General features: G+C 60.7%; 19 protein-coding genes. 7 read left to right on the top strand and 12 right to left on the bottom strand.

The window, feature by feature from the left end:
* Positions 1–102: 102 nt before the first annotated feature.
* The 5 genes from ACIPL2_RS32030 to ACIPL2_RS32010 form a co-directional block, all read right to left on the bottom strand.
* Complete coding sequence (locus ACIPL2_RS32030; protein ID WP_401363928.1) at positions 103–546, bottom strand: hotdog fold thioesterase; 444 nt, start codon at positions 544–546, stop codon at positions 103–105.
* Positions 547–578: 32 nt separating this feature from the next.
* Positions 579–2,246: an AMP-binding protein gene (locus tag ACIPL2_RS32025; protein ID WP_401363925.1), complete on the bottom strand. Its 1,668-nt coding sequence runs from the start codon at positions 2,244–2,246 to the stop codon at positions 579–581.
* Between the two features lie 176 nt (positions 2,247–2,422).
* Positions 2,423–2,875, bottom strand: coding sequence for a phosphohistidine phosphatase SixA (gene sixA / locus ACIPL2_RS32020; RefSeq protein ID WP_401363922.1), 453 nt, complete (start codon positions 2,873–2,875; stop codon positions 2,423–2,425).
* Positions 2,872–3,219 carry a DUF4389 domain-containing protein gene (locus ACIPL2_RS32015; protein ID WP_401363920.1) on the bottom strand — a complete coding sequence of 116 codons (348 nt, stop codon included), beginning with the start codon at positions 3,217–3,219 and terminating at the stop codon, positions 2,872–2,874. The genes sixA and ACIPL2_RS32015 overlap by 4 nt, the downstream gene beginning before the upstream one ends.
* Before the next feature lie 43 nt (positions 3,220–3,262).
* Complete coding sequence (locus ACIPL2_RS32010) at positions 3,263–4,288, bottom strand: NAD(P)H-dependent glycerol-3-phosphate dehydrogenase (RefSeq protein ID WP_401363917.1); 1,026 nt, start codon at positions 4,286–4,288, stop codon at positions 3,263–3,265.
* Between the two features lie 197 nt (positions 4,289–4,485).
* On the opposite strand from ACIPL2_RS32010, the gene ACIPL2_RS32005 reads away from it, so the two are divergent.
* The 7 genes from ACIPL2_RS32005 to ACIPL2_RS31975 all read left to right on the top strand — a co-directional run bounded on the left by ACIPL2_RS32005 (position 4,486) and on the right by ACIPL2_RS31975 (position 12,051).
* Complete coding sequence (locus ACIPL2_RS32005; protein WP_401363914.1) at positions 4,486–6,609, top strand: TonB-dependent receptor plug domain-containing protein; 2,124 nt, start codon at positions 4,486–4,488, stop codon at positions 6,607–6,609.
* 1 nt (position 6,610) lies between these two features.
* Complete coding sequence (locus ACIPL2_RS32000) at positions 6,611–7,543, top strand: ABC transporter substrate-binding protein (RefSeq protein WP_401363911.1); 933 nt, start codon at positions 6,611–6,613, stop codon at positions 7,541–7,543.
* A complete protein-coding gene (locus ACIPL2_RS31995) occupies positions 7,540–9,447 on the top strand; it encodes an ATP-binding protein (RefSeq protein ID WP_401363908.1) in 1,908 nt (635 codons plus the stop codon). The genes ACIPL2_RS32000 and ACIPL2_RS31995 overlap by 4 nt, the downstream gene beginning before the upstream one ends.
* 247 nt (positions 9,448–9,694) lie before the next feature.
* Positions 9,695–10,210 carry a 3-hydroxyacyl-[acyl-carrier-protein] dehydratase FabA gene (gene fabA / locus ACIPL2_RS31990; protein ID WP_042560484.1) on the top strand — a complete coding sequence of 172 codons (516 nt, stop codon included), beginning with the start codon at positions 9,695–9,697 and terminating at the stop codon, positions 10,208–10,210.
* A gap of 11 nt (positions 10,211–10,221) precedes the next feature.
* Positions 10,222–11,442 carry a beta-ketoacyl-ACP synthase I gene (fabB, locus tag ACIPL2_RS31985; protein ID WP_033056872.1) on the top strand — a complete coding sequence of 407 codons (1,221 nt, stop codon included), beginning with the start codon at positions 10,222–10,224 and terminating at the stop codon, positions 11,440–11,442.
* Positions 11,443–11,510: 68 nt separating this feature from the next.
* Complete coding sequence (locus tag ACIPL2_RS31980; RefSeq protein WP_401363904.1) at positions 11,511–11,792, top strand: hypothetical protein; 282 nt, start codon at positions 11,511–11,513, stop codon at positions 11,790–11,792.
* A 70-nt stretch (positions 11,793–11,862) separates the two neighbouring features.
* On the top strand, positions 11,863–12,051 hold the full coding sequence (locus tag ACIPL2_RS31975) for a hypothetical protein (RefSeq protein ID WP_059406918.1): 189 nt from the start codon (positions 11,863–11,865) through the stop codon (positions 12,049–12,051).
* Positions 12,052–12,121: 70 nt separating this feature from the next.
* On the opposite strand, the gene ACIPL2_RS31970 is transcribed toward ACIPL2_RS31975, so the two are convergent.
* The 7 genes from ACIPL2_RS31970 to ACIPL2_RS31940 all read right to left on the bottom strand — a co-directional run bounded on the left by ACIPL2_RS31970 (position 12,122) and on the right by ACIPL2_RS31940 (position 20,750).
* On the bottom strand, positions 12,122–12,664 hold the full coding sequence (locus tag ACIPL2_RS31970) for a DUF2058 domain-containing protein (RefSeq protein ID WP_282375653.1): 543 nt from the start codon (positions 12,662–12,664) through the stop codon (positions 12,122–12,124).
* 28 nt (positions 12,665–12,692) lie between these two features.
* Entirely contained in the window at positions 12,693–13,526 is an 834-nt protein-coding gene (mazG, locus tag ACIPL2_RS31965) for a nucleoside triphosphate pyrophosphohydrolase (protein ID WP_059406920.1), read from the bottom strand.
* 111 nt (positions 13,527–13,637) lie between these two features.
* The gene (gene relA / locus ACIPL2_RS31960; RefSeq protein ID WP_401363899.1) at positions 13,638–15,881 is read right to left on the bottom strand and encodes a GTP diphosphokinase; all 2,244 of its coding nucleotides are present in this window, start codon (positions 15,879–15,881) and stop codon (positions 13,638–13,640) included.
* Between the two features lie 123 nt (positions 15,882–16,004).
* Positions 16,005–17,357, bottom strand: coding sequence for a 23S rRNA (uracil(1939)-C(5))-methyltransferase RlmD (rlmD, locus tag ACIPL2_RS31955; RefSeq protein ID WP_401363897.1), 1,353 nt, complete (start codon positions 17,355–17,357; stop codon positions 16,005–16,007).
* Positions 17,357–18,259, bottom strand: coding sequence for a cysteine synthase CysM (cysM, locus tag ACIPL2_RS31950; RefSeq protein WP_401363894.1), 903 nt, complete (start codon positions 18,257–18,259; stop codon positions 17,357–17,359). The genes rlmD and cysM overlap by 1 nt, the downstream gene beginning before the upstream one ends.
* A gap of 369 nt (positions 18,260–18,628) precedes the next feature.
* Complete coding sequence (locus tag ACIPL2_RS31945) at positions 18,629–20,035, bottom strand: histidine kinase sensor domain-containing protein (protein ID WP_401363891.1); 1,407 nt, start codon at positions 20,033–20,035, stop codon at positions 18,629–18,631.
* Positions 20,022–20,750: a response regulator transcription factor gene (locus tag ACIPL2_RS31940; RefSeq protein ID WP_401363889.1), complete on the bottom strand. Its 729-nt coding sequence runs from the start codon at positions 20,748–20,750 to the stop codon at positions 20,022–20,024. Before ACIPL2_RS31940 ends, ACIPL2_RS31945 begins: the two co-directional genes overlap by 14 nt.
* Positions 20,751–20,928: the final 178 nt, after the last annotated feature.

Below are 20,928 nucleotides of genomic sequence, written 5' to 3'. Positions count from 1 at the left end.
GCTACTTTGTTCATGGCAACAATCTCCGATGAGCCCCCGGTGAAAGCTTAGTGGGCGATCACAGGGGGCGGCGGGGGTAGCCATTTCATTAGGGGATTGTGTTTAGCGGGTGGGAGGAGTTTCACCCAGCGGCACCACCGCCATGGTCAGCCTCGATACACAACTGGCCTTGCCCTCGTCGCTGGTCAAACGGATATCCCAGACGTGCGTCGTGCGGCCAATGTGAATCGGCTTGGCCACCGCCGTCACCCGGCCACTGCGCAAGCCGCGCAAATGGTTGGCATTGATTTCCAGGCCCACGCAGTAGAACTTGCTGGCGTCGATGCACAGGTAGCTGGCCATGGAACCGACGGACTCGGCCAGCACCACCGAGGCGCCGCCGTGCAGCAAACCGTACGGTTGGTGCGTGCGGTGGTCGATGACCATGCTCGCGGTCAGGGACGCTTCGTCGAAGGCTTCAAAGCGAATATCCAGCACTTCGCCGATGGTGTTTTTCTGGATTGCGTTCAACTGCTCGATGTTGGGAGTGGTACGCCACAGACTCATCGTTGCTTTCCTATGTCGGTTTTATTCGTGACTCAATCCTGCCACAGCACCGCTTCACTGCGCTCGCTCCATTCTTCGAAGCGGGCGCCGTAAGCGGCTTCGATCACGTTACGTTTGATTTTCAAGGTCGGGGTCAGGAAGCCGTTTTCCACCGCCCAACTGTCCTTGACCACCACCAGTCGCCGCAAGCGCTCGTGTTTGTCGAGCACGCCGTTGACCTCCTCCAGCAATTTTTCCAGGCTCGAATGCAAACTCGCGCGAGCCGTCCCGCCCGCGTCCTGCTGACCGACCGCCGAGAGCACGCACAACCCCAGCGGCGCGCTCAAGCCATCGCCGACCACGCACACCTGCTCGATCCGCGAATGCACCGCCAGACGATTTTCGATCGGGGCCGGGGCCACGTACTTGCCTTTGCTGGTCTTGAAGATTTCCTTCAGGCGCCCGGTCAGGCGCAGGTTGCCTTCGGCGTCTTCCTCGCCCTTGTCACCGGTGCGCAGGAAGCCGTCCTCGGTGATGGTTTCAGCGGTTTTCCCGGGTTCCTTGAAATACCCGAGCATGGTCGCGCCGCTGCGCACCAGCACCTCGCCCGTCTCGGCAATTCGCACCTCGACCTCCGGGCAAGGCTTGCCGATCCAGCCGGGTTTGTTCTGGCCCGGCAGGCAAATGTGCGAATAGCCGCAGCTTTCGGTCATGCCATACACCTCCAGCACATCCAGCCCCAATTTGCGGTACCACAGCAGCAAGGTCTGCGGCACTGGCGCCGCACCGGACAGGGCGATGCGCAAGGCATCGAGCCCAAGACCGGCAAGGACTTTGTGCCCGACCCGCTTGCCGATGAAGGGCAGGCCGAGCAGGAAGTCGAGGCGTTTTGCCGGGATCTTGCTGTAGACGCCCATCTGGAATTTGGTCCAGATGCGCGGTACGCCGAACAGTGCGGTCGGTCGCGCACGGCGCAAATCGGTGAGAAAGGTATCGAGGCTCTCGGCGAAGAATACCGTTTGGCCGGTGTAGATCGAGGCCAGTTCGACGAACATCCGCTCGGCGACGTGGCACAGCGGCAGGTAGGACAGCAATCGATCCGACTCATTGAGGCCAAACAACTGGGTGCCGCGCGTGGTGGCAAACCCCAGATTACCGAAACTGTGCATCACGCCTTTGGGCAGGCCGGTGGTGCCGGAGGTGTAGATGATGGTCGCCAACTGATCGGCGCCGGGTTTGGGGTCGTCCTGGATCGGTGAGCTGCGTTGCAGGTCGGCCCAGCTGTAATTGAAAGCACCTTGCGGGTGCAGCGGCAGGCTGATGGTCGGCAGGTCCGGATTGACCCCGCGCGACATACCCGGCCAGTCGTCGAGTTTGCCGATGAACGCCAGCGCCGCTTCGGAGTGTTCCAGCACCTGGGCCACGGACTCGGCGGTGAGGTTCGGGTAGAGCGGCACCGAGACATGCCCGGCCATCCAGATCGCCAGGTCGGCGATGATCCAGTGGGCGCAGTTTTTCGAGATCAGGGCGATATGGCTGCCTTGCGGCAATTCCCGGGCCCGCAGCCAGTGCGCAGCGCAGCGGGCCTGATGGCCGACGTCGCCCCAGGTCAGGGTCTCGACCTGTCCACCGCCCATCGGCTGGACCAGAAAGCGCTGGCGCGGATGACGGGCCTCACGCTCGTAGAAGACGTCCAGCGGCAAACGAAAAGCAGCAGGCATGCGACTCGCTCCTTTGTTTTTGGTCTGGAGCAAGCGTAGTCAACCAAGCGGTTGCTTGGTTAAATATTTTGGGGGTGTCACCGGACACGTGTAGGAGCGAGGCTTGCCCGCGAAGCTGTTGGCGCCCTCAAGGACGCCTTCGCGGGCAAGCCTCGCTCCTACATGAGCACAAGCAATTAAGGGTGTTTGATGCCGTTGAGCTTCATCGCCCCGGCCAGCGGCAAATCGCCTTCCAGCTCCGCCAGGCCGGCGGTTTCCACCTTTTCCGGATCCTGCACATGGCCGTGCTGCAGGTAACCCAGCAGATTGCCCACCAGCGGGTTATGACTGACCAGCAAGGCGCGGTCCACCGACACCAACTGCTCCGAGACCACTTGCGGGCTGTAATCCGGGGTCAGCCATTCAACCGTGCGGATCTCCGGCGCAAACCCCAGCGCCTCACGCACCAGCTGTGCGGTCTGCTGCGCTCGTCGGTAAGGGCTGGCATAGATCGCCGTAATCGGTTTACCGATCAGTTCGGCGGCGGTGCGCAGCACTTCTTCACGACCGTGTGCAGTCAGTTCCCGTTCGGAGTCTGCGCGTGTGCCGTGTGGCTCGGCTTCACCATGACGTAATACCCAGAGTTTCATAGTTTCGGTTCCTCATCTCGGGCCGGATGCGGGGCTGGCGCCACCACATGCGGCGCTTCGCCTTCCGGTGTACGCGGCGTCGGCCAGTCGGCGAACGGCCAGGGTTTCTGGTCGCTGTGAAACGTGCCGAAACGACCGATCTGTGCCAGAAACTGGCTCAGGCTGTCGCCGAAGTTCATCAGGCTGGCGCTCGGGGCGCCATAGAACAAACGATAGATCAACTGCACCAGCACCACCGCGCCGAGGATGAATTGCGCCACTTGCCAGACCAGCAAGAAGACGATCATCCACAACACCCGTAGCAGGATGGATTCGTATTTGGCTTCTACTTTCGGATCGTTCATGTCTCGCTCCCTGCCTCTGTAGATCGGTCGGCTGTCGATAAATTCAGTTGAAACCGCTGGTGGAAATAAAGTCGACGTCGGTTTTCGGTTCGCCGCGCATCAACAACTCGATCACCTGATTAAGCGTGCGCCCTTCGAACAGGATCGCGTGCAGTCCGGCGACCAGCGGCATATACACGCCCGCCTCCTGGGCCTTGGCCTTGAGCACCTTGAGGGTGTTGACCCCTTCAGCGACTTCACCCAGGCGCGTCACCGCATCGTCCAGGCTCAAGCCCTGGCCAAGGGCGAACCCGACCTGGTAATTGCGGCTTTTCGGTGACGAACAGGTGACGATCAGGTCGCCGACGCCCGCGAGGCCGAGGAAGGTCATCGGGTTGGCGCCCTGATTCACCGCGAAGCGCGTCATTTCCGCCAAGGCCCGGGTGATCAGCATGCTCTTGGTGTTTTCGCCCATGCCCAGGGCCACCGCCATGCCGGCGATGATCGCGTAGACGTTTTTCAACGCCCCGCCCAACTCCACGCCGTAGCGGTCGGCGCTGGCGTAGACGCGAAAGGTCCGACCGTGCAGCGCTTCCTGCACGCGCACGCAGAGTTCTTCGTCTTCGCTGGCGACGACGGTGGCGGTCAGCGCGTGTTCGGCGATTTCACGGGCCAGGTTCGGCCCGGACAGCACGCCAATGCGCGCTTGCGGGGCGATCTCTTCGAGGATCTCGCTCATCAGCTTGAACGTATGCGCTTCGATGCCTTTGGTCAGGCTCACCAGCAATTTGCCGCTCAAACGTTCGGCGTGCGGCACCAGTACCGAACGCAGCGCGCTGGACGGCAGTGCGACAAAGCACAGGTCGCAGGCGTCCAGGGTCGCCTGCAGGTCTGTGACCGGCTCCACGGCCGGCAGAATCTTGATGCCTTTGAGGTAACGCGGGTTCTCGCGATTGACCCGAATGGACTCGGCCTGTTCGGGGTCACGCATCCACTGTCGGACCTGATGCCCGTTCTCGGCCAGCAGATTAGCCACGGCGGTACCAAAACTTCCGCCTCCCAGGACCGCAATTGGGCGCTGTTCAGTCATATGCAATCCGTTAATCCATACCAGTGGCGATGTCGGCATTATACGGAGCGGCCCAGTGGCGGCCAGCCCCCGCATCAATTACCGGCACTTGTATGAAGAAGACCAATAAATCCGAGGAAAATGCCGGCATCGTGACTGGAAAAGTCCATCAGCTCGGTTAACATGCGCGCCAGTTAAAACGCTATCAAGGATGTGTTGTGTCTTTTGGGTCTCCCTCACCTCGCTCGCCGCTGGTATTGGCGCTGGTCTTCAGCCCGCCGTTACTGGCCGACGACTTGTTCCTCGACAGTGAGCCCGTGCCGCAAGTGCTGACCGCGACCCGCTTGAAGCAGTCGCCAGCCGCGGTGCCGGGGAGCATGACGGTGATCGACAGCGCACTGATCAACGCCAGTGGCGCCCGGGACATCAGTGAATTGTTGCGCCTGGTGCCGGGAATGATGGTCGGCAATATCAATGGCAATCAGCCGGCAGTGAACTACCACGGCACCAACGCCAGCGAAGCGCGACGCCTGCAAGTGTTGATCGACGGCCGCTCGGTGTACCGTGCCGGCCTGGCCACGGTGGACTGGAGTGATATTCCGGTGGCCATGGAAGACATTGAGCGCATCGAAGTGTTCCGCGGCCCGAACACTGTCAGCTATGGCGCCAACGCGCTGATGGCGGTGGTCAACATCATCACGCGCAACCCGGCCGACAGTCATGGCACGCGGATGAAAATTACCCATGGGCAGCGCGGCATCGACGACTTTTATGCCAGCCAGGGCATGGGTTGGGACGGCGGTGATCTGCGCCTGTCGCTGTCCGGTCAACAAGACGATGGCTTTGACTCGGATCGCAAGGGTGACGATTATCACGACAGTCGCCGCTTGAACCGCTTCAACCTGGCCGTCAGCCAGGCGCTCGACGAACAACAGAGTATCGATTGGCAATTGAATGCCAAGGACGGGACCAACCAGCGGCCATACACCTACCGACCGGTGTTCTCGGGGATTACCGAAGCGGGGAAAAATTCCGACGTGGTCGCCAAGGACTACGCCGGCTCCTTGCGCTGGAACCTCGACATCAATCCAGATCACAGCCTGTACATCCAGGGTTCGGCCCAGCATTGGGATCGCCAGCAAACCTGGCGCGCCTGCGACGCCGAGGTCTCGTTCAGTCCGGAGCTGACCGAACTCTGGCAGCTCAACCCGAACTACACCGAACGCCTGGCCCGCAATATCGAACGCTTCACCGGCACTGGCGCCCCGGCCGGTACGCCGGCCGAACAAGCGCTGGCCAATCGGGTGCTGAGCCAATGGACCAACGGCGCCCGGCAAACCCTCTGTGGCGACATCGACCAGAGCAGCCGGGAAACGCGCTACGACCTGGAAGTGCAAGACACCCTCAGCCTGTCCGACAGTCTGCGATTGGTCAGCGGTATGAACTATCGTTACGACCGGGCAGATTCCGAGACCTACTTCAATGGCACCCTCGACGACACCACCTGGCGGACGTTCGGCCAACTCGAGTGGCGCGCCACCGAGCACTGGCTGCTGCAGGGCGGTGCGATGTTCGAAGACTCGCAATTGATCGGCAGTTCGCTGACCCCGCGGGTGGCGGTCAATTACCTGATCAATCCGCGCCACGGTTTGCGCGCGGTGTACTCGGAAGCCATCCGCTCGCCGGACATGTTCGAAAACAACGTCAATTGGAGCTACCAGGTGACCAACCTGCGGCCCAGTGCCTACGGTCAGTCCAGTGCCCGCTACTTCGTCAAGACCCGCGGGCCCGGCAATCTCGAACAGGAACACATGCGTTCCCGGGAACTGGGCTACAACGGCTACTTCGCCGAGTGGGGACTGTCGGTGGATGTGAAGCTGTTCTACGACGAAATCACCGGCATGATCAGCGAACCGCTGCGCAACAATCAGTACATCGCCAGCAACTCGAACAAAGCGCGATTCTCCGGGGCGGAAACCCAGCTGGACTGGAGAATCGGCAGCGTCGACCGCCTGCGCCTGAGCTACGCCTACGTCGATGCCGAGGCGAGCAACCCGCTGGACGCGCAACAGACCGCCCGCAATAGCGGCTCCGCCGGTTGGCTGCGTGAATGGGGCCACGGCTGGAACAGCGCCCTTTTCTACTATGGCGACGACGCCCTCAACGGCTACCGCTTTGAACGGGTCGACACCCGCATTGCCAAACGCATCGGCCTGGGCAAGGCCAACCTGGAACTGGCCGGGGTACTCCAGCAACGTCTCGACCATCAGCCCACCACCTTTGTCGACAACAACTACGACGAGCGGCGGGTGCTTTACTTCAGCGCGGAGCTGGCGTTCTAAGATGCCTCAGCGCCCGTCACGCAAGACGCCAATCCTTGGCCGCCTGCTGGCCGGGTTGTGCCTGCTGTTTGCCGGTTTGCTGTCCAGCCTGCCGGCACGGGCCGCGGACATTTTGCTGGTCGGTGCCGAAGACAGCCCGGCCGTGCAATCTTTTGCCCAAGCCCTGCGCGAAATGCGCCTCGACGACAGCGTACGCTTTCAGCCACTGGCCAATTTACCCGCGCCGAACCAACTGCCTGACAGCACCCGCTTGATTCTCCTCGACTTGCCAAGCCTCGACTGGCGCCTGCAAGACCCCCAAGGCCCGGCGACGCTGGTGCTGCGCATCAGCCGCCTGCAAGCCCGCCAGCGCCTGGGCACTGCACGGCCCTCACGGTTGACCCTGCTCTGGAGCGATCAGCCGCTGGACCGGCAATTGCGCCTGACCCAAATCCTCCTGCCCCAGGCCAAACGCGTGGGTGTGCTCTACGACGATCACAGCGAATTTCTTTTGAAGGAGTTGGCCCAGGCCGCCCTGTCCCTGGGACTTGAGGTTATCGCCGAGCGCTGGGACAACACCAATGACAGCCGGCCATTGCAAACGCTGCTGAAAAACAGCGACGTGCTGCTGGGCCTCGACGATCCCGACCTGTACAACCCGAAAACCGCGAAGAACCTGCTGCTCAGCAGTTACGCGCGACAAATGGCGCTGATCGGCCCCAATCCCGGGTTCGTCAAGGCTGGCAGCCTGGCCAGCACCTACAGCGATCAGAGTGATTGGCTGGAGATTCTCAACGAACTGCTCGACCGGCCTCCAGCGACATGGCCACGTGCGCACTACCCGCAACATTTCAAAGTCTTGAGTAACCCGCAAGTGGCGCGTTCATTAGGGATAGAACAGATGCCTGATGCGTTTGTCGCAACACAGTTGGCCGCAGGAGAACGCCACCCATGACCTTCCGTCGTCGTTGGGACATCAACACCCGCACGCAGATCATCAGCCTCGGCCCTGCCCTGTTGCTGACGCTGCTGTTGATCAGCTTCTTCACGTTCGTGCGAATCCAGGACTTGCGCCAGGAGCTCAACCACACCGGCCAACTGATCGCCAACCAACTGGCCCCGGCCACGGAATACGGGGTGATCTCGGGCAACAACGAGGTGCTCGAAAGTTTGCTCAAGGCCACCCTGGCCACGCCCAATGTACGGTTTCTGGAAGTGCAGGACAGCGCCAACCGGATTCTGGTGTACGTCGAGCAACCGTCGGAAACCCACACCCGCTCGCACCAGGTCGAAGTGTTCCAGGCGCCCGTGCGCTTGCAGCGAATCCCGCTGCACAATGATTTTTTCCAGGGCAGTAAAGTCGCCAGCGCGGCCCCCGCCGAGGATTATCTGGGGCGGGTGATCGTCGGGCTGTCGAATGATGCGTTCAGCCAGCGCCAGCAGGAAATCCTGTTGAAGGCCGGGATCCTCGCGTTGTTCGCCCTGCTGTTCACTTTTCTGGTGGCCCGGCGTTTGGCAGGGAGCCTGTCGCAACCGATCCGCGACATCGGCAACGCGGTCAAGGCAATTCAGGACGGCGACTACAAAACGCCGCTGCCGATTGTCGACGACGCCGAACTCGGCGCGCTGTCGCAACACATCAACAACCTCGCCAGCGGCCTCGAACAGGCCAGCCGCGAACAGCATCAGGCGATGGCGCAGCTGATCCAGATGCGCGAAGAAGCGGAAAAGGCCAATAACGCCAAATCCGATTTCCTCGCGATGATGAGCCACGAACTACGCACGCCGATGAATGGCGTGCTGGGCATGCTGCAACTGCTGGAAACCACCGAGATGACGGAGGAGCAGGTTGAGTATGCGGCGCTCGCCTCGGAGTCCACCGAACACCTGCTCAAAGTGATCAACGACATTCTCGATTTCTCACGCATCGAACGCTCGGAACTGGAGCTGGAGCACATTCCGTTCAACCTTGCCGACTTGATCAGCAGTTGCGCCCAGTCGTTCCAGCACAGCGCCGTGCAACGCAAGCTTGACCTGGCACTGGTGATTCCCGACGACATGCACGCGCTGCAAGTCCAGGGCGATCCGACGCGGATCCGGCAGATCCTGGTGAACCTGATCGGCAATGCGCTGAAGTTCACCGAGCAGGGCCGCGTCAGCATCGAACCGCAGTGGCAGTCGCTGGACCACGAACTGTTGTGGTTCACCTGCACCGTGCGTGACAGCGGGATCGGGATCTCGGCCGAAAGCCTGGAATCGATGTTCAACGCGTTCCAGCAGGCCGACAGTTCTATTTCAAGACGTTACGGCGGCACCGGGCTGGGCCTGCCGATCGCCCGCACGCTGGCTGAACGCATGGGCGGCACCTTGCGCGCGCAGAGCGAGGAAGGTCACGGCTCGGTGTTCACCCTGGAAATTCCGCTGGCGCTGTATAAACAGACGCTGCCGGTGCTGGTGCCGCGTGCCCAGGCTGGCAACGGTAACGACGAAGGTGCGGGACGCAACGTGCTGCTGGTGGAGGATAATCCGGTCAACCAGACGGTCATCGAGGCAATGTTGCGCAGTCTGGGCTTTACTGTCAGCGTCGCCACCGATGGCGCGCAGGCGGTGCGCAGTGCCGAGAGTCTGATTTTCGAAGCGATTCTGATGGATTGCCGACTGCCGATCATCGACGGCTACGAGGCCACCCGACAGATCCGCCAATTGCCCGGCTGCACGGACTTGCCGATCATCGCTTTGACTGCCAATGCCTTGCAGGGCGACCGCGAAGCCTGTTTATCGGCCGGGATGAACGATTACCTGGCCAAGCCCTTCAAACGGACTGATCTGCAGCAAATTCTGCAGCGCTGGGTGCAGTAGTACAGGCCTTTCGGCTATCTGTGACTGGCGTGAAAGGCGAAAGTGCGGCAGTCTTAGGCACCCGAACAGGCCCGAAAAGGGGCTTGAATAATAATTTCAGTGCACAAGTGTACATTCATGTCCTTGGTGCTGTGACTTTCACCACAACGCAATAGTCTATGAGTAGGCTGCTGACTCGAGGCATGAACGCTTCGATCGGCCGGGAAGATTTGCCCCACCTGCCGCATGGGACTATTGAGGAGCTCGCATGACCAAACAAAACGCCTTTACTCGGGAAGACCTGCTGCGCTGCAGTCGCGGTGAGCTGTTCGGCCCAGGTAACGCGCAACTGCCCGCCCCCAACATGCTGATGGTTGATCGCATCACCCACATCAGTGAAGAGGGTGGCAAGTACGGCAAAGGTGAATTGGTCGCCGAGCTGGATATCACTCCGGACCTGTGGTTCTTCGCCTGCCACTTCGAAGGTGATCCGGTGATGCCGGGCTGCCTGGGCCTCGATGCCATGTGGCAACTGGTCGGCTTCTTCCTCGGCTGGCAAGGTCTGCCGGGCCGCGGTCGCGCCCTGGGTTCGGGCGAAGTGAAGTTCTTTGGTCAGGTCCTGCCGACCGCCAAGAAAGTTACGTATAACATTCAGATCAAGCGCGTCCTGAAAGGCAAGCTGAACCTCGCTATCGCCGATGGTTCGGTCAGTGTCGACGGCCGCGAAATCTACACCGCCGAAGGCCTTCGGGTCGGCGTGTTCACCTCCACTGAAAACTTCTAAGGGTTATCCGCATGCGCCGCGTCGTTATCACTGGTCTGGGCATCGTATCGTGCCTGGGCAATGACAAAGAGACCGTCTCCGCTAACCTGCGTGCAAGCCGCCCTGGCATCCGGTTCAACCCGGAATATGCTGAAATGGGTCTGCGTAGCCAGGTTTCCGGCTCCATTGACCTGCCACTCGAAGAGCTGATCGATCGCAAGATCTTTCGCTTCGTCGGCCACGCGGCGGCTTACGCCTACCTGGCCATGAAAGACGCCATCGCTGACTCCGGTCTGACCGATGAGCAAGTCTCCAACCCGCGTACCGGCCTGATCGCCGGTTCCGGTGGCGCCTCCACGCTGAACCAGATGGAAGCGCTGGACATCCTGCGCGAGAAAGGCGTGAAACGCGTCGGCCCATACCGCGTCACGCGGACCATGAGCAGCACTGTTTCCGCTTGCCTGGCCACCCCGTTCAAGATCAAGGGCCTGAACTACTCCATCGCTTCTGCCTGCGCCACCAGTGCTCACTGCATCGGTACCGCCATGGAACAGATCCAGATGGGCAAGCAGGACATCGTGTTCGCCGGCGGCGGTGAAGAAGAGCATTGGAGCCAATCGTTCCTGTTCGACGCCATGGGCGCACTGTCCAGCCAGTACAACGAAACCCCGGAAAAAGCTTCCCGTGCCTACGACGCCAAGCGTGACGGTTTCGTCATTGCTGGCGGTGGCGGCATGGTCGTGGTCGAAGAGCTGGAACACGCTCTGGCTCGCGGCGCGAAGATCTACGCCGAAATCGTCGGCTACGGCGCGACCTCCGACGGCTACGACATGGTCGCGCCAAGCGGCGAAGGCGCCATCCGCTGCATGCAGATGGCCATGTCCACCGTTGATGCCCCGATCGACTACCTGAACACCCACGGCACCTCGACTCCGGTCGGCGACGTCATGGAAATGAAAGGTGTGCGTGAAGTGTTCGGCGACAAGGCGCCGGCCATCAGCTCCACCAAGAGCCTGTCGGGTCACTCCCTGGGCGCCGCCGGCGTTCACGAAGCGATCTACTGCATGCTGATGATGGAAGGCAACTTCATGGCGGGTTCCGCCAACATCGACGAACTGGACCCGGAAGTGGCTGACATGCCAATCCTGACCAAGACTCGCGAAGACGCCACCATCAACACCGTGATGAGCAACAGCTTCGGTTTCGGTGGCACTAACGCCACGCTGGTACTGAAGCGCTGGGCCGGTAAGTAATACCCGCCCCGCTACGCTGCACACAAAAACGCCCCGACTGGTTCGGGGCGTTTTTTTGTGCCTCTGGTTTGGCTTTTGCTTTTGCTTTTGCTTTTGCTTTTGCTTTTGCTTTTGCTTTTGCTTTTGCTTTTGTAGGAGCCAGGCTTGCCGGCGAAGGCGCACTCAAGGACGTCTTCGCCGGCAAGCCTGGCTCCTACAAGTGGTACGCCCGCCGCGCTTTTCCACCTCGTGAACATGAAGCTTTTGTCATGAAACTCAGGGGCCTGCGACCAAATGCCGCGTGTTTGGCGGGCTGCAGGACTTTTTCTGATTTTGCAAAAGTCCGTTTCCAAACTCAGTCGTTTACATAGCAAGCTAACAAAACATATAACAGAGGCCTGCACACGCCTTGCTGCAGATAACAGAGATTGGAGCTAGCAGATGACTGTAAAAGTAACTGAACGCGACGATTCACATAAGTCCCACGAAGGCGTAGCCGCCGGTATCCGGATCTGGGACGTGCACCAACAAGGCATGTTGGTAGGGATGTTTCACTCCGAGACCGACGCCCACAGCTACAAGGCTGAACTGGAAAAACTGGAACAGCAACGAGAGCTGCAATCCGCCTGAGCAATGACAGCATTGAAAACGACAAACCCCGCCATGAGCGGGGTTTGTCGTTGTAGCGAGCGCTAAACGCTTACCACATCAGATCGTCAGGGATCTGATAGGCCGCGTACGGATCGTCTTCAGTCGCGACTTCTTCAGTCTTCACATTCAGCTGCACGATGCGCTGCGGATCGCGCTCCTGGATCTTCAGGGCGGCCTCACGGGGGATGACTTCGTAGCCGCCGGCGTGGTGCACGATCGCCAGCGAACCGCTGCTGAGCTTGTTGCGCATCAGCGTGTTGACCGAGATGCGCTTGACCTTCTTGTCGTCGACGAAGTTGTAGTAATCCTCGGTGGTCAGCTTCGGCAGGCGCGAGACTTCGATCAATTGCTTGACCTGTGCCGCACGCGCCTTCGCCTCGGCCTTCTCCTGTTGCTGACGGTTCAGCTCCTGGTCGCGCTTGACCTTCTCGGCCATGGCTTCCTGAGCGGCACGCTGCTGGGAGTCATCGAGTTCGATCTGGCCTTTGTGGGCCAAGCGTTGCTGTTTCTGTTTCTCTTTGCCGACCTGTTTGGCCTGCTTTTGGTTGACCAGCCCTGCTTTGAGCAACTGGTCGCGAAGGGAAATGCTCATGGTGCTTATTTCTCACTTAGGCAACTGCTCAACCGCAGCTGGGCAAATTCTTTTCCTGACGTTTGGCTTCGCCCCACAGGGCGTCCAACTCTTCGAGGGTGCAATCTTCTATGGGACGGTGGGTGTCGCGCAATGCCTGTTCGATAAAACGGAAGCGTCTTTCGAACTTGCTGTTGGCGCCACGCAATGCCGTTTCCGGGTCGACCTTCAGATGCCGCGCCAGATTGACCACGGAAAACAGCAGGTCACCGACTTCATCGGCAATCGCTGCCGAGTCATTATCGGCCATGGCTTCGAGCACTTCATCGAGTTCTTCGCGGACCTTGTCCAGCACCGGCAACGCGTCCGGCCAGTCGAAACCGACCTGCCCTGCGCGCTTCTGCAACTTCGCCGAACGGGACAATGCCGGCAATGCGGCGGGTACGTCGTCGAGCAAGGACAGCTGTTCAGGCGCCGAGGATTTCTCGGCGCGCTCTTCGGCCTTGATCTCTTCCCAGCGCTGCTTGACCTGCTCTTCACTCAGTCGCGGGATATCCAGCGGCGCGTACAGATCGCCGGTGGGGAACACGTGAGGATGACGGCGAATCAACTTGCGGGTGATGCTGTCGACGACGCCATCGAATTCGAAGCGCCCTTCTTCCCGCGCCAGCTGGCTGTAATAAACCACCTGGAACAGCAAATCGCCCAACTCGCCCTGCAAGTGATCAAAGTCGCCACGCTCGATGGCATCGGCGACTTCGTAGGCTTCCTCAAGGGTGTGCGGGACGATGGTTTCGTAGGTTTGCTTGATGTCCCACGGGCAACCGAATTGCGGGTCGCGCAGACGGTTCATCAGGTGCAGCAAGTCTTCAAGGCTGTACATCAAATATCTCGTTCTGCATCGTTGCCCTTGTAGGAGCGAGGCTTGCCCGCGAAGACGGTGTGTCAGGTATATCGCCTTCGCGGGCAAGCCTCGCTCCTACAGGGGTCGGGATCATGGTGTGCGGTTACGCCGGGTTTCGATGATGTTCGGCAACTGGGAAATCCGTCCCAGCAACCGACCCAGTGCATCCAGCCCCGGAATCTCGATGGTCAGGGACATCAACGCAGTGTTGTCCTCTTTGTTCGAGCGGGTGTTGACCGCCAGCACGTTGATCCGCTCGTTGAGTAGCACCTGGGACACGTCACGCAGCAGACCGGAACGGTCGTAGGCGCGGATGATGATGTCCACCGGATAGGTGAGCACCGGCACCGGCCCCCAGCTGACCTGAATGATCCGCTCCGGCTCGCGCCCGCCCAGTTGCAGCACCGAGGCGCAGTCCTGGCGGTGAATGCTCACGCCACGGCCCTGGGTGATGTAACCGACGATGGCATCCCCCGGCAACGGCTGGCAGCAGCCGGCCATCTGGGTCATCAGGTTGCCGACGCCCTGGATCTGAATGTCGCCGCGCTTGCCCGGTTTGTAGCCGGTGGCCTTGCGCGGGATCAGTTCCAGCTGCTCGTTGCCGCGTTCCGGCTCGACCAGTTGCTGCGCCAGGTTCACCAGTTGCGCCAGGCGCAAATCGCCGGCACCGAGTGCGGCGAACATGTCCTCGGCGGTCTTCATGTTGGCCTTTTCGGCCAACTTGTCGAAATCGACGGCTGGCAGACCGAGGCGAGTCAGTTCGCGTTCTAGCAGGGTTTTACCGGCCGCGACGTTTTGATCGCGGGCCTGCAACTTGAACCAGTGAACGATCTTCGCCCGCGCTCGCGACGTGGTGACGTAACCCAGGTTCGAGTTCAGCCAGTCGCGGCTCGGCGTGCCGTGCTTGCTGGTGATGATCTCGACCTGCTCACCGGTTTGCAGGCTGTAGTTGAGCGGCACAATGCGCCCGTTGATCTTCGCGCCACGGCAGTTGTGACCGATTTCGGTGTGTACGCGGTAGGCGAAGTCCAGCGGCGTCGCGCCCTTCGGTAAGTCGATGGCGTGACCGTCCGGAGTAAAGATGTACACCCGATCCGGTTCGATATCGACCCGCAATTGTTCGGCCAGGCCGCCAATGTCGCCCAGCTCCTCGTGCCACTCGAGCACCTGACGCAGCCAGGAGATTTTCTCTTCGTAGTGGTTGGAACCGGATTTGACGTCGGTGCCCTTGTACTTCCAGTGCGCGCACACGCCCAGCTCGGCTTCTTCGTGCATGGCGTGGGTGCGGATCTGCACTTCCAGCACCTTGCCCTCGGGGCCGATCACCGCGGTGTGCAGCGAGCGGTAGCCGTTCTCTTTCGGGTTGGCGATGTAGTCGTCGAACTCTTTCGGGATGTGCCGCCACAGGGTGTGGACGATACCGAGCGCGGTGTAGCAGTCGCGCATTTCCGGCACCAGCACGCGAACGGCGCGCACGTCGTAGATCTGGCTGAACTCCAGACCCTTGCGCTGCATTTTGCGCCAGATCGAATAGATGTGTTTGGCCCGGCCGCTGATGTCGGCATCGACGCCAGTAGCGGTCAGCTCATTTTTCAGCTGGCTCATCACATCGGCGATGAAACGCTCGCGATCCAGCCGCCGCTCATGGAGCAACTTGGCGATCTGCTTGTACTGATCGGGTTCCAGGTAACGGAAGGACAAGTCCTCCAGTTCCCACTTGATGTGACCGATCCCGAGACGGTGAGCCAGCGGCGCGTAGATGTCGAAGACTTCACGGGCGACGCGGTTGCGTTTCTCGTCGTCGGCGGTTTTCACCGCACGGATCGCGCAGGTGCGTTCGGCCAGTTTGATCAGCGCGACGCGCACGTCGTCGACCATGGCCACGAGCATCTTGCGCAGGTTTTCCACCTGGCCCTGAGTGCCCAGCACCAGGGATTGACGGGGGCTCAGGCTGGCGCTGATCGCCGCCATGCGCAACACGCCGTCGATGAGTTTGGCGACCACCGGACCGAAGCGCTGGCTGACCGCCGGCAGTTCGATCTGGCCTTCGCGCACGCCACGGTACAAGACCGCCGCGACCAACGAATCCTGATCGAGTTTGAGGTCGGCGAGAATCTCGGCGATCTCAAGGCCCGTGCGGAAACTCGAGGTCCCTTCGGACCATAGATTCTTCGCCGCATTGGCCTGTTGTTCAGACACACGAGCGAACTCGCATGCTTCCTTCAAGGCTTCGCGATCCAGTGCCAGATCGACACTGACCGCGTGATCGAGCCAAGCCTCGAGATTGATACTGCCGTCGGTGTTGATCGGCTGGTGTGCTCTCACCTGTACCATCTTGCTTACCTTCCCTACGACGCAGATTCAATGCGTCAAAATCGCTGACCTTCGTTGCCCATGAGCCCACGTCGGGCTGGTACGCGGCTGCATGGGCGGGCCAGTCGGACCAGACGAGCCTTCCTAGCTCGCTTCAAATAACGCCATGGCTTCGACATGCGCCGTTTGAGGAAACATATCGAGAATCCCGGCACGTTTTAACCGGTAGCCCTGCTTGATCAATTCAACCGTATCGCGCGCCAGCGTTGCCGGATTGCACGAGACATACACCAACCGTTTGGCGCCCAGGGACTTAAGCTTGCGCACGACCTCGAAAGCACCGTCACGCGGTGGGTCCAAGAGTACCGCACAAAAGCCTTCGCCGGCCCATTCGGCATCCGTCAAAGGCTGGGATAAATCGGCCTGAAAAAACTTCGCATTATGAAGATTGTTGCTAGCTGCGTTTTCCGCTGCCCGCTCGACCATCGCCTGCACGCCTTCCACCGCCACCACTTCGCGAACAGCCTTGGCCAGCGGCAACGCGAAGTTGCCCAACCCACAGAATAGATCGAGAACGCGTTCCTCGGCTTTCGGCTTCAGCCAGTCCAGCGCCTGGGCAACCATGGCTTCGTTGACCCCGGCGTTGACCTGAATGAAATCTCCCGGCCGGTACGCCAGGTTCAAATCCCACTGTTCAAGACGATAACGCAACGACTGATCGGCTTCGACCGGTTGCGGCTCGCCGTCGCCCTGCAGCCACAACTGGGCTTCATGGAATGCGCAGAAATCCTTGAGGATTGTCATGTCGGCGTCGGACAACGGCGCCATGTGCCGCAGCAACACGGCCAGCGATGAACCGCTGAACAATTCCACATGCCCCAACGCCTGAGGTTTGCTCAAGCGCCGGAGCATTTCCGGCAAGCGGGTCATGATCGGTTGCAAGGGCTGTACCAGCACCGGGCATTCGTTGATGGCCACGATGTCCTGACTGCCCGCCGCGCGAAAACCGACGTCGAGTTTTTTCGCTTTCATGTCCCAGCGCACCGCTACCCGGGCACGACGGCGGTAACCGAATTCCGGACCGCTCAACGGCGCTGCCCACTCTTCGGGTTCGACACCGGCGACACGCGATAATTGCTCCGCGAGCATGCGCTGTTTCAGGGCAAGTTGTTCGGTGTGCGGCAGATGTTGCACGCTGCAGCCGCCACAGCGACCGGCATGCGGGCACGGTGCCGGTCGGCGCAGTTCGCTGGCCTTAAACACTCGTTCGGTGCGCGCCTCGACCACTTTGCCGTGGGCTCCGAGCACGCGCGCCTCGATGTCTTCACCGGCCAGGGCACCGATGACGAACCAGGTACGGCCTTCGAAAAACGCGATACCGCGACCGTCATTGGCCAGGCGCTCGATGGTCAGGCGCTGCTTTTTGCCGGTCGGGACTTGCGGGGCCTTGCTGCCGCCCGTGGGCTGGAAGCGCAGGCCTCTCTCTTGCTTGGCCATCAGTTGGGCGCGTCGAAAATGCCGGTCGACAAGTAACGGTCGCCACGGTCGCAGATGATCGCGACGATCACCGCGTTTTCAACTTCCCGGGACAGACGTAGCATCGCTGCCACTGCACCACCCGAGGACACACCACAGAAAATGCCTTCTTCACGGGCCAGACGACGGGTCACGTCCTCGGCTTCGCTTTGGGCCATGTCGACAATCCGGTCCACGCGATCGGCCTGATAAATTTTCGGCAGGTACTCTTGCGGCCAGCGACGAATGCCCGGAATCGCCGAGCCTTCCATCGGTTGCAGACCGATGATCTGCACGTTCTCGTTCTGTTCTTTCAAGTAGCGCGAGACGCCCATGATGGTACCGGTGGTGCCCATGGAGCTGACGAAATGGGTAATGGTGCCTTCGGTCTGGCGCCAGATTTCCGGGCCGGTGGTGGTGTAGTGCGCCTCCGGGTTGTCCCCGTTGGCGAACTGGTCCAGCACCTTGCCACGGCCTTCGGCTTCCATTCGCTGGGCGAGGTCGCGGGCGCCTTCCATGCCCTCTTCCTGGGTGACCAGAATCAGCTCGGCGCCATAGGCCGTCATCGCGGCCTTGCGCTCGGCGCTGGAGTTGTCCGGCATGATCAGGATCATCTTGTAACCCTTGATCGCGGCGGCCATGGCCAGCGCAATCCCGGTGTTACCCGAGGTCGCTTCGATCAGCGTATCGCCGACGTGGATCTGCCCGCGCAGTTCGGCGCGAGTGATCATCGACAGCGCCGGCCGGTCCTTGACCGAACCCGCCGGGTTATTCCCTTCGAGCTTGAGCAAAAGGGTATTGCTGGTGGCGCCGGGCAGGCGCTGCAAACGAACCAGCGGAGTGTTGCCGACGCAATCGGCGATGGTTGGGTACTGCAAGGTCATGGCGTATTCGCAATCCAGACTGCGGGGGCGCCTATCATACCGGCAAACCTTCGCAGGCCATATCACGCAAAGTGTGGTGCTTATGGCTTATGGGAATAAGCGGCTAAATCAGTACTCTCTCCTCTCAACAGATCGGTTTCGACTTTGCCGCTGGGCAGGTCTGGAAACTCGACCAAGCAGGCATCGTGGAATCTCTCAAACGCAGATTGAATGTGTGTCAGCACTGCTGACACTGTTACCGAGTGAATAGCACGAGGCAATTGTCTCACCAGTGGTGCGACTTTCTCCTCGCCCCAGAGAAATCAGAGCGGCGATGGCTATTAGGGCCCCTTCACGGGCAAGCCCGCTCCCACATTTTATCTTTGTCGGTCACACATTCTGTGTTCGCAGCAGATCCACTGTGGGAGCGGGCTTGCCCGCGAAAGCGTCATCAGCCAACAAATGCATATTCAACCGCAACCCCACACTGGTGTTTTCAGCCCAAAGCCTCCCACCCTGACGCTGCACCGCATTCCGGGCAATGCTCAACCCCAGGCCAAACCCACCATCCCCCGGCCGCGAACCGTCGAGACGAATGAACGGACAAAAAATCCGCTCCAGATCGGTGTCAGCCACCCCGCCGCCCTGATCCTCCAGCCACAGGTGCCAGTAGTCGCCATCGCGCCGTCCACCGAGATGCACAACACCGCCGCTCGGCGAATGACGAATGGCATTGCGCAGGATATTTTCCAAGGCCTGGGCCAGGGTGTTGAGGTTGCCGCGCACCCAACAGGAGGAGTCCACGCCGCATTGCAACTGCGTCACTGGCCAGCAACTTTCATAGCAGGCGTTTTCCGTGAGCATTTCCCACAGGGCCTGAATCTGGATCGCCTCGTCGGGCAACGGCGCGCGCTCGGTGTCGAGCCAGGCCAGTTGCAACGTGTCCTCCACCAGTCGCTGCATGCCATCGACTTCGCGACCAATGCGTTCGCGCAACTGCAGCAGATCTTGCTCGCTTTCGCTGGCCACCCGCAGTCGACTCAGGGGTGTACGCAGTTCGTGGGACAAATCGCGCAGCAATTGTTGTTGCAGGGCCACCGTGCTTTGCAGGCGCTCGGACATGTGATCGAAGGCTCGGCCCAGCTCACCCAACTCATCGGCACGGTTGGTGGTGCGGCTCGACAGGCGAACGCCCAACTGATCGGCGCGCCAGGCATTGGCCTGCTCGCGCAGGTTATTGAGCGGCACAACCAGCAGCCGATACAGCCCGACGCACAGCAGCAATGTGAACATCCCGGGAATCACCCCGTTGGTGATCACGCGCCAGAACACCCGGTAGCGCCCGGGCATGAATCGCTGGGGCAGCTCGATCACCAGGCTGCCGGCGGACGCGTCGCTGGGAAACGGTATCCGCAGCCACGGCAGGCGTTTGCGGTGGATGGGCCAGTCCAGGCCGCGCAGAAAGGTCAGGTGCTCGATTTCCGGGTCGGTCAGCGACTGGCTGCTCAGCGACTGTAAATCACCGCCAATGACGCCCACCCAGCCCGCTTCACGCTGACGCATGCTTTGCAGCCAGGCATCGACGCCTTCATGCTGTTGCTGCTGCCACGCCTGCTCGGCCTCGGCGGCGTAGCGCGTCAGGGTACTTCGGGCGTCATCCGACAGGAACTGGTTCCGCTCCTCCATGTAGCGCCCCCAGGACCAGCTGAGCCAGATCATCAGCAGGCAGAACGCTACCAACAAACAGGCCAGCTTCCAGAACAGCGAATGCCGGCCCGGCAGATCAGACCACTTCATCGACAGCACTCAAGACGTAACCCTTGCCCCAGACCGTGCGCACTTCGCGCTCGGTGTAACCGATGGCCTTGAGCTTGCGGCGGATCTGACTGATGTGCATGTCCAGGCTGCGGTCATGGGCGGCGTAACCCCGCTGCAACACATGCTGATAAAGGAAAGCCTTGCTCAGCACTTCATCGCCGTTGCGGTTCAGCGTTTCCAGGAGTCGATACTCGCTGCGGGTCAGGCCAGCAGCGTGCTCGGCATAAAAGACATCACCGCGTTCATCATCGAAACGCAGGCTGTCCGCCGACGGGGCGATCGCTGCCGGTGCAGGTGCGGGTCGGCGGTCGAGCGCCACGCGCCGCAGGATCGCTTCGATACGCACCCCCAACTCAACCATGCTGAAGGGTTTGGGCAGGTAATCATCCGCGCCCAGGCGAAAACCACTGATGCGGTCCGCCTCGGCCCCGAGCGCCGACATCAGCACCACCGGCGTGGAATGGCTCTGGCGCAATTGGGTCAACACGCTCAAGCCGTCCAGGCCCGGCAGCAGAATATCCATCAGCACCACATCGAACGCTTGCTCGCGGGCAATGGCCAGGCCTTCCTGACCGTTCTGGCACCAGGTCACCTGAAAGCCGCTGCGGCCCAGATGCTCGTGTACATACGCACCCAGTACGAGGTCGTCTTCGATGGACAGGATGCGGGGATGGCCTACAGCGATGGGAGTCATGACTATCTGCAAATAATTCTCAGTTGGCGATTATTCAAGATTGCTTCGCCTGGGGCAACCCAAGCTTTGTCGACGCTGCAAAAGCGCCGGCCTGAGCGACGAATGACGACATCAATTTTACGAAGATTGCCCGCCTGCAAATCGCTACACTGCGCAAGTGGTGCGTGCGGGACGTACG

Source organism: Pseudomonas sp. NPDC086251, from assembly GCF_044746405.1.
Classification (GTDB): Bacteria; Pseudomonadota; Gammaproteobacteria; order Pseudomonadales; family Pseudomonadaceae; genus Aquipseudomonas.
The sequence above is the reverse complement of the archived record's forward strand: the minus strand, read 5'-3'. Positions and strand labels throughout refer to the sequence as shown.

What these genes read in the sequence shown, in the direction of transcription:
- ACIPL2_RS32030 (WP_401363928.1), bottom strand. Translation starts at nt 546, where the DNA reads ATGAGTCTGTGGCGTACCACTCCCAACATCGAGCAGTTGAACGCAATC.
- ACIPL2_RS32025 (WP_401363925.1), bottom strand. Translation starts at nt 2,246, where the DNA reads ATGCCTGCTGCTTTTCGTTTGCCGCTGGACGTCTTCTACGAGCGTGAG.
- sixA (WP_401363922.1), bottom strand. Translation starts at nt 2,875, where the DNA reads ATGAAACTCTGGGTATTACGTCATGGTGAAGCCGAGCCACACGGCACA.
- ACIPL2_RS32015 (WP_401363920.1), bottom strand. Translation starts at nt 3,219, where the DNA reads ATGAACGATCCGAAAGTAGAAGCCAAATACGAATCCATCCTGCTACGG.
- ACIPL2_RS32010 (WP_401363917.1), bottom strand. Translation starts at nt 4,288, where the DNA reads ATGACTGAACAGCGCCCAATTGCGGTCCTGGGAGGCGGAAGTTTTGGT.
- ACIPL2_RS32000 (WP_401363911.1), top strand. Translation starts at nt 6,611, where the DNA reads ATGCCTCAGCGCCCGTCACGCAAGACGCCAATCCTTGGCCGCCTGCTG.
- ACIPL2_RS31995 (WP_401363908.1), top strand. Translation starts at nt 7,540, where the DNA reads ATGACCTTCCGTCGTCGTTGGGACATCAACACCCGCACGCAGATCATC.
- fabA (WP_042560484.1), top strand. Translation starts at nt 9,695, where the DNA reads ATGACCAAACAAAACGCCTTTACTCGGGAAGACCTGCTGCGCTGCAGT.
- fabB (WP_033056872.1), top strand. Translation starts at nt 10,222, where the DNA reads ATGCGCCGCGTCGTTATCACTGGTCTGGGCATCGTATCGTGCCTGGGC.
- ACIPL2_RS31975 (WP_059406918.1), top strand. Translation starts at nt 11,863, where the DNA reads ATGACTGTAAAAGTAACTGAACGCGACGATTCACATAAGTCCCACGAA.
- ACIPL2_RS31970 (WP_282375653.1), bottom strand. Translation starts at nt 12,664, where the DNA reads ATGAGCATTTCCCTTCGCGACCAGTTGCTCAAAGCAGGGCTGGTCAAC.
- mazG (WP_059406920.1), bottom strand. Translation starts at nt 13,526, where the DNA reads ATGTACAGCCTTGAAGACTTGCTGCACCTGATGAACCGTCTGCGCGAC.
- relA (WP_401363899.1), bottom strand. Translation starts at nt 15,881, where the DNA reads ATGGTACAGGTGAGAGCACACCAGCCGATCAACACCGACGGCAGTATC.
- rlmD (WP_401363897.1), bottom strand. Translation starts at nt 17,357, where the DNA reads ATGGCCAAGCAAGAGAGAGGCCTGCGCTTCCAGCCCACGGGCGGCAGC.
- cysM (WP_401363894.1), bottom strand. Translation starts at nt 18,259, where the DNA reads ATGACCTTGCAGTACCCAACCATCGCCGATTGCGTCGGCAACACTCCG.
- ACIPL2_RS31945 (WP_401363891.1), bottom strand. Translation starts at nt 20,035, where the DNA reads ATGAAGTGGTCTGATCTGCCGGGCCGGCATTCGCTGTTCTGGAAGCTG.
- ACIPL2_RS31940 (WP_401363889.1), bottom strand. Translation starts at nt 20,750, where the DNA reads ATGACTCCCATCGCTGTAGGCCATCCCCGCATCCTGTCCATCGAAGAC.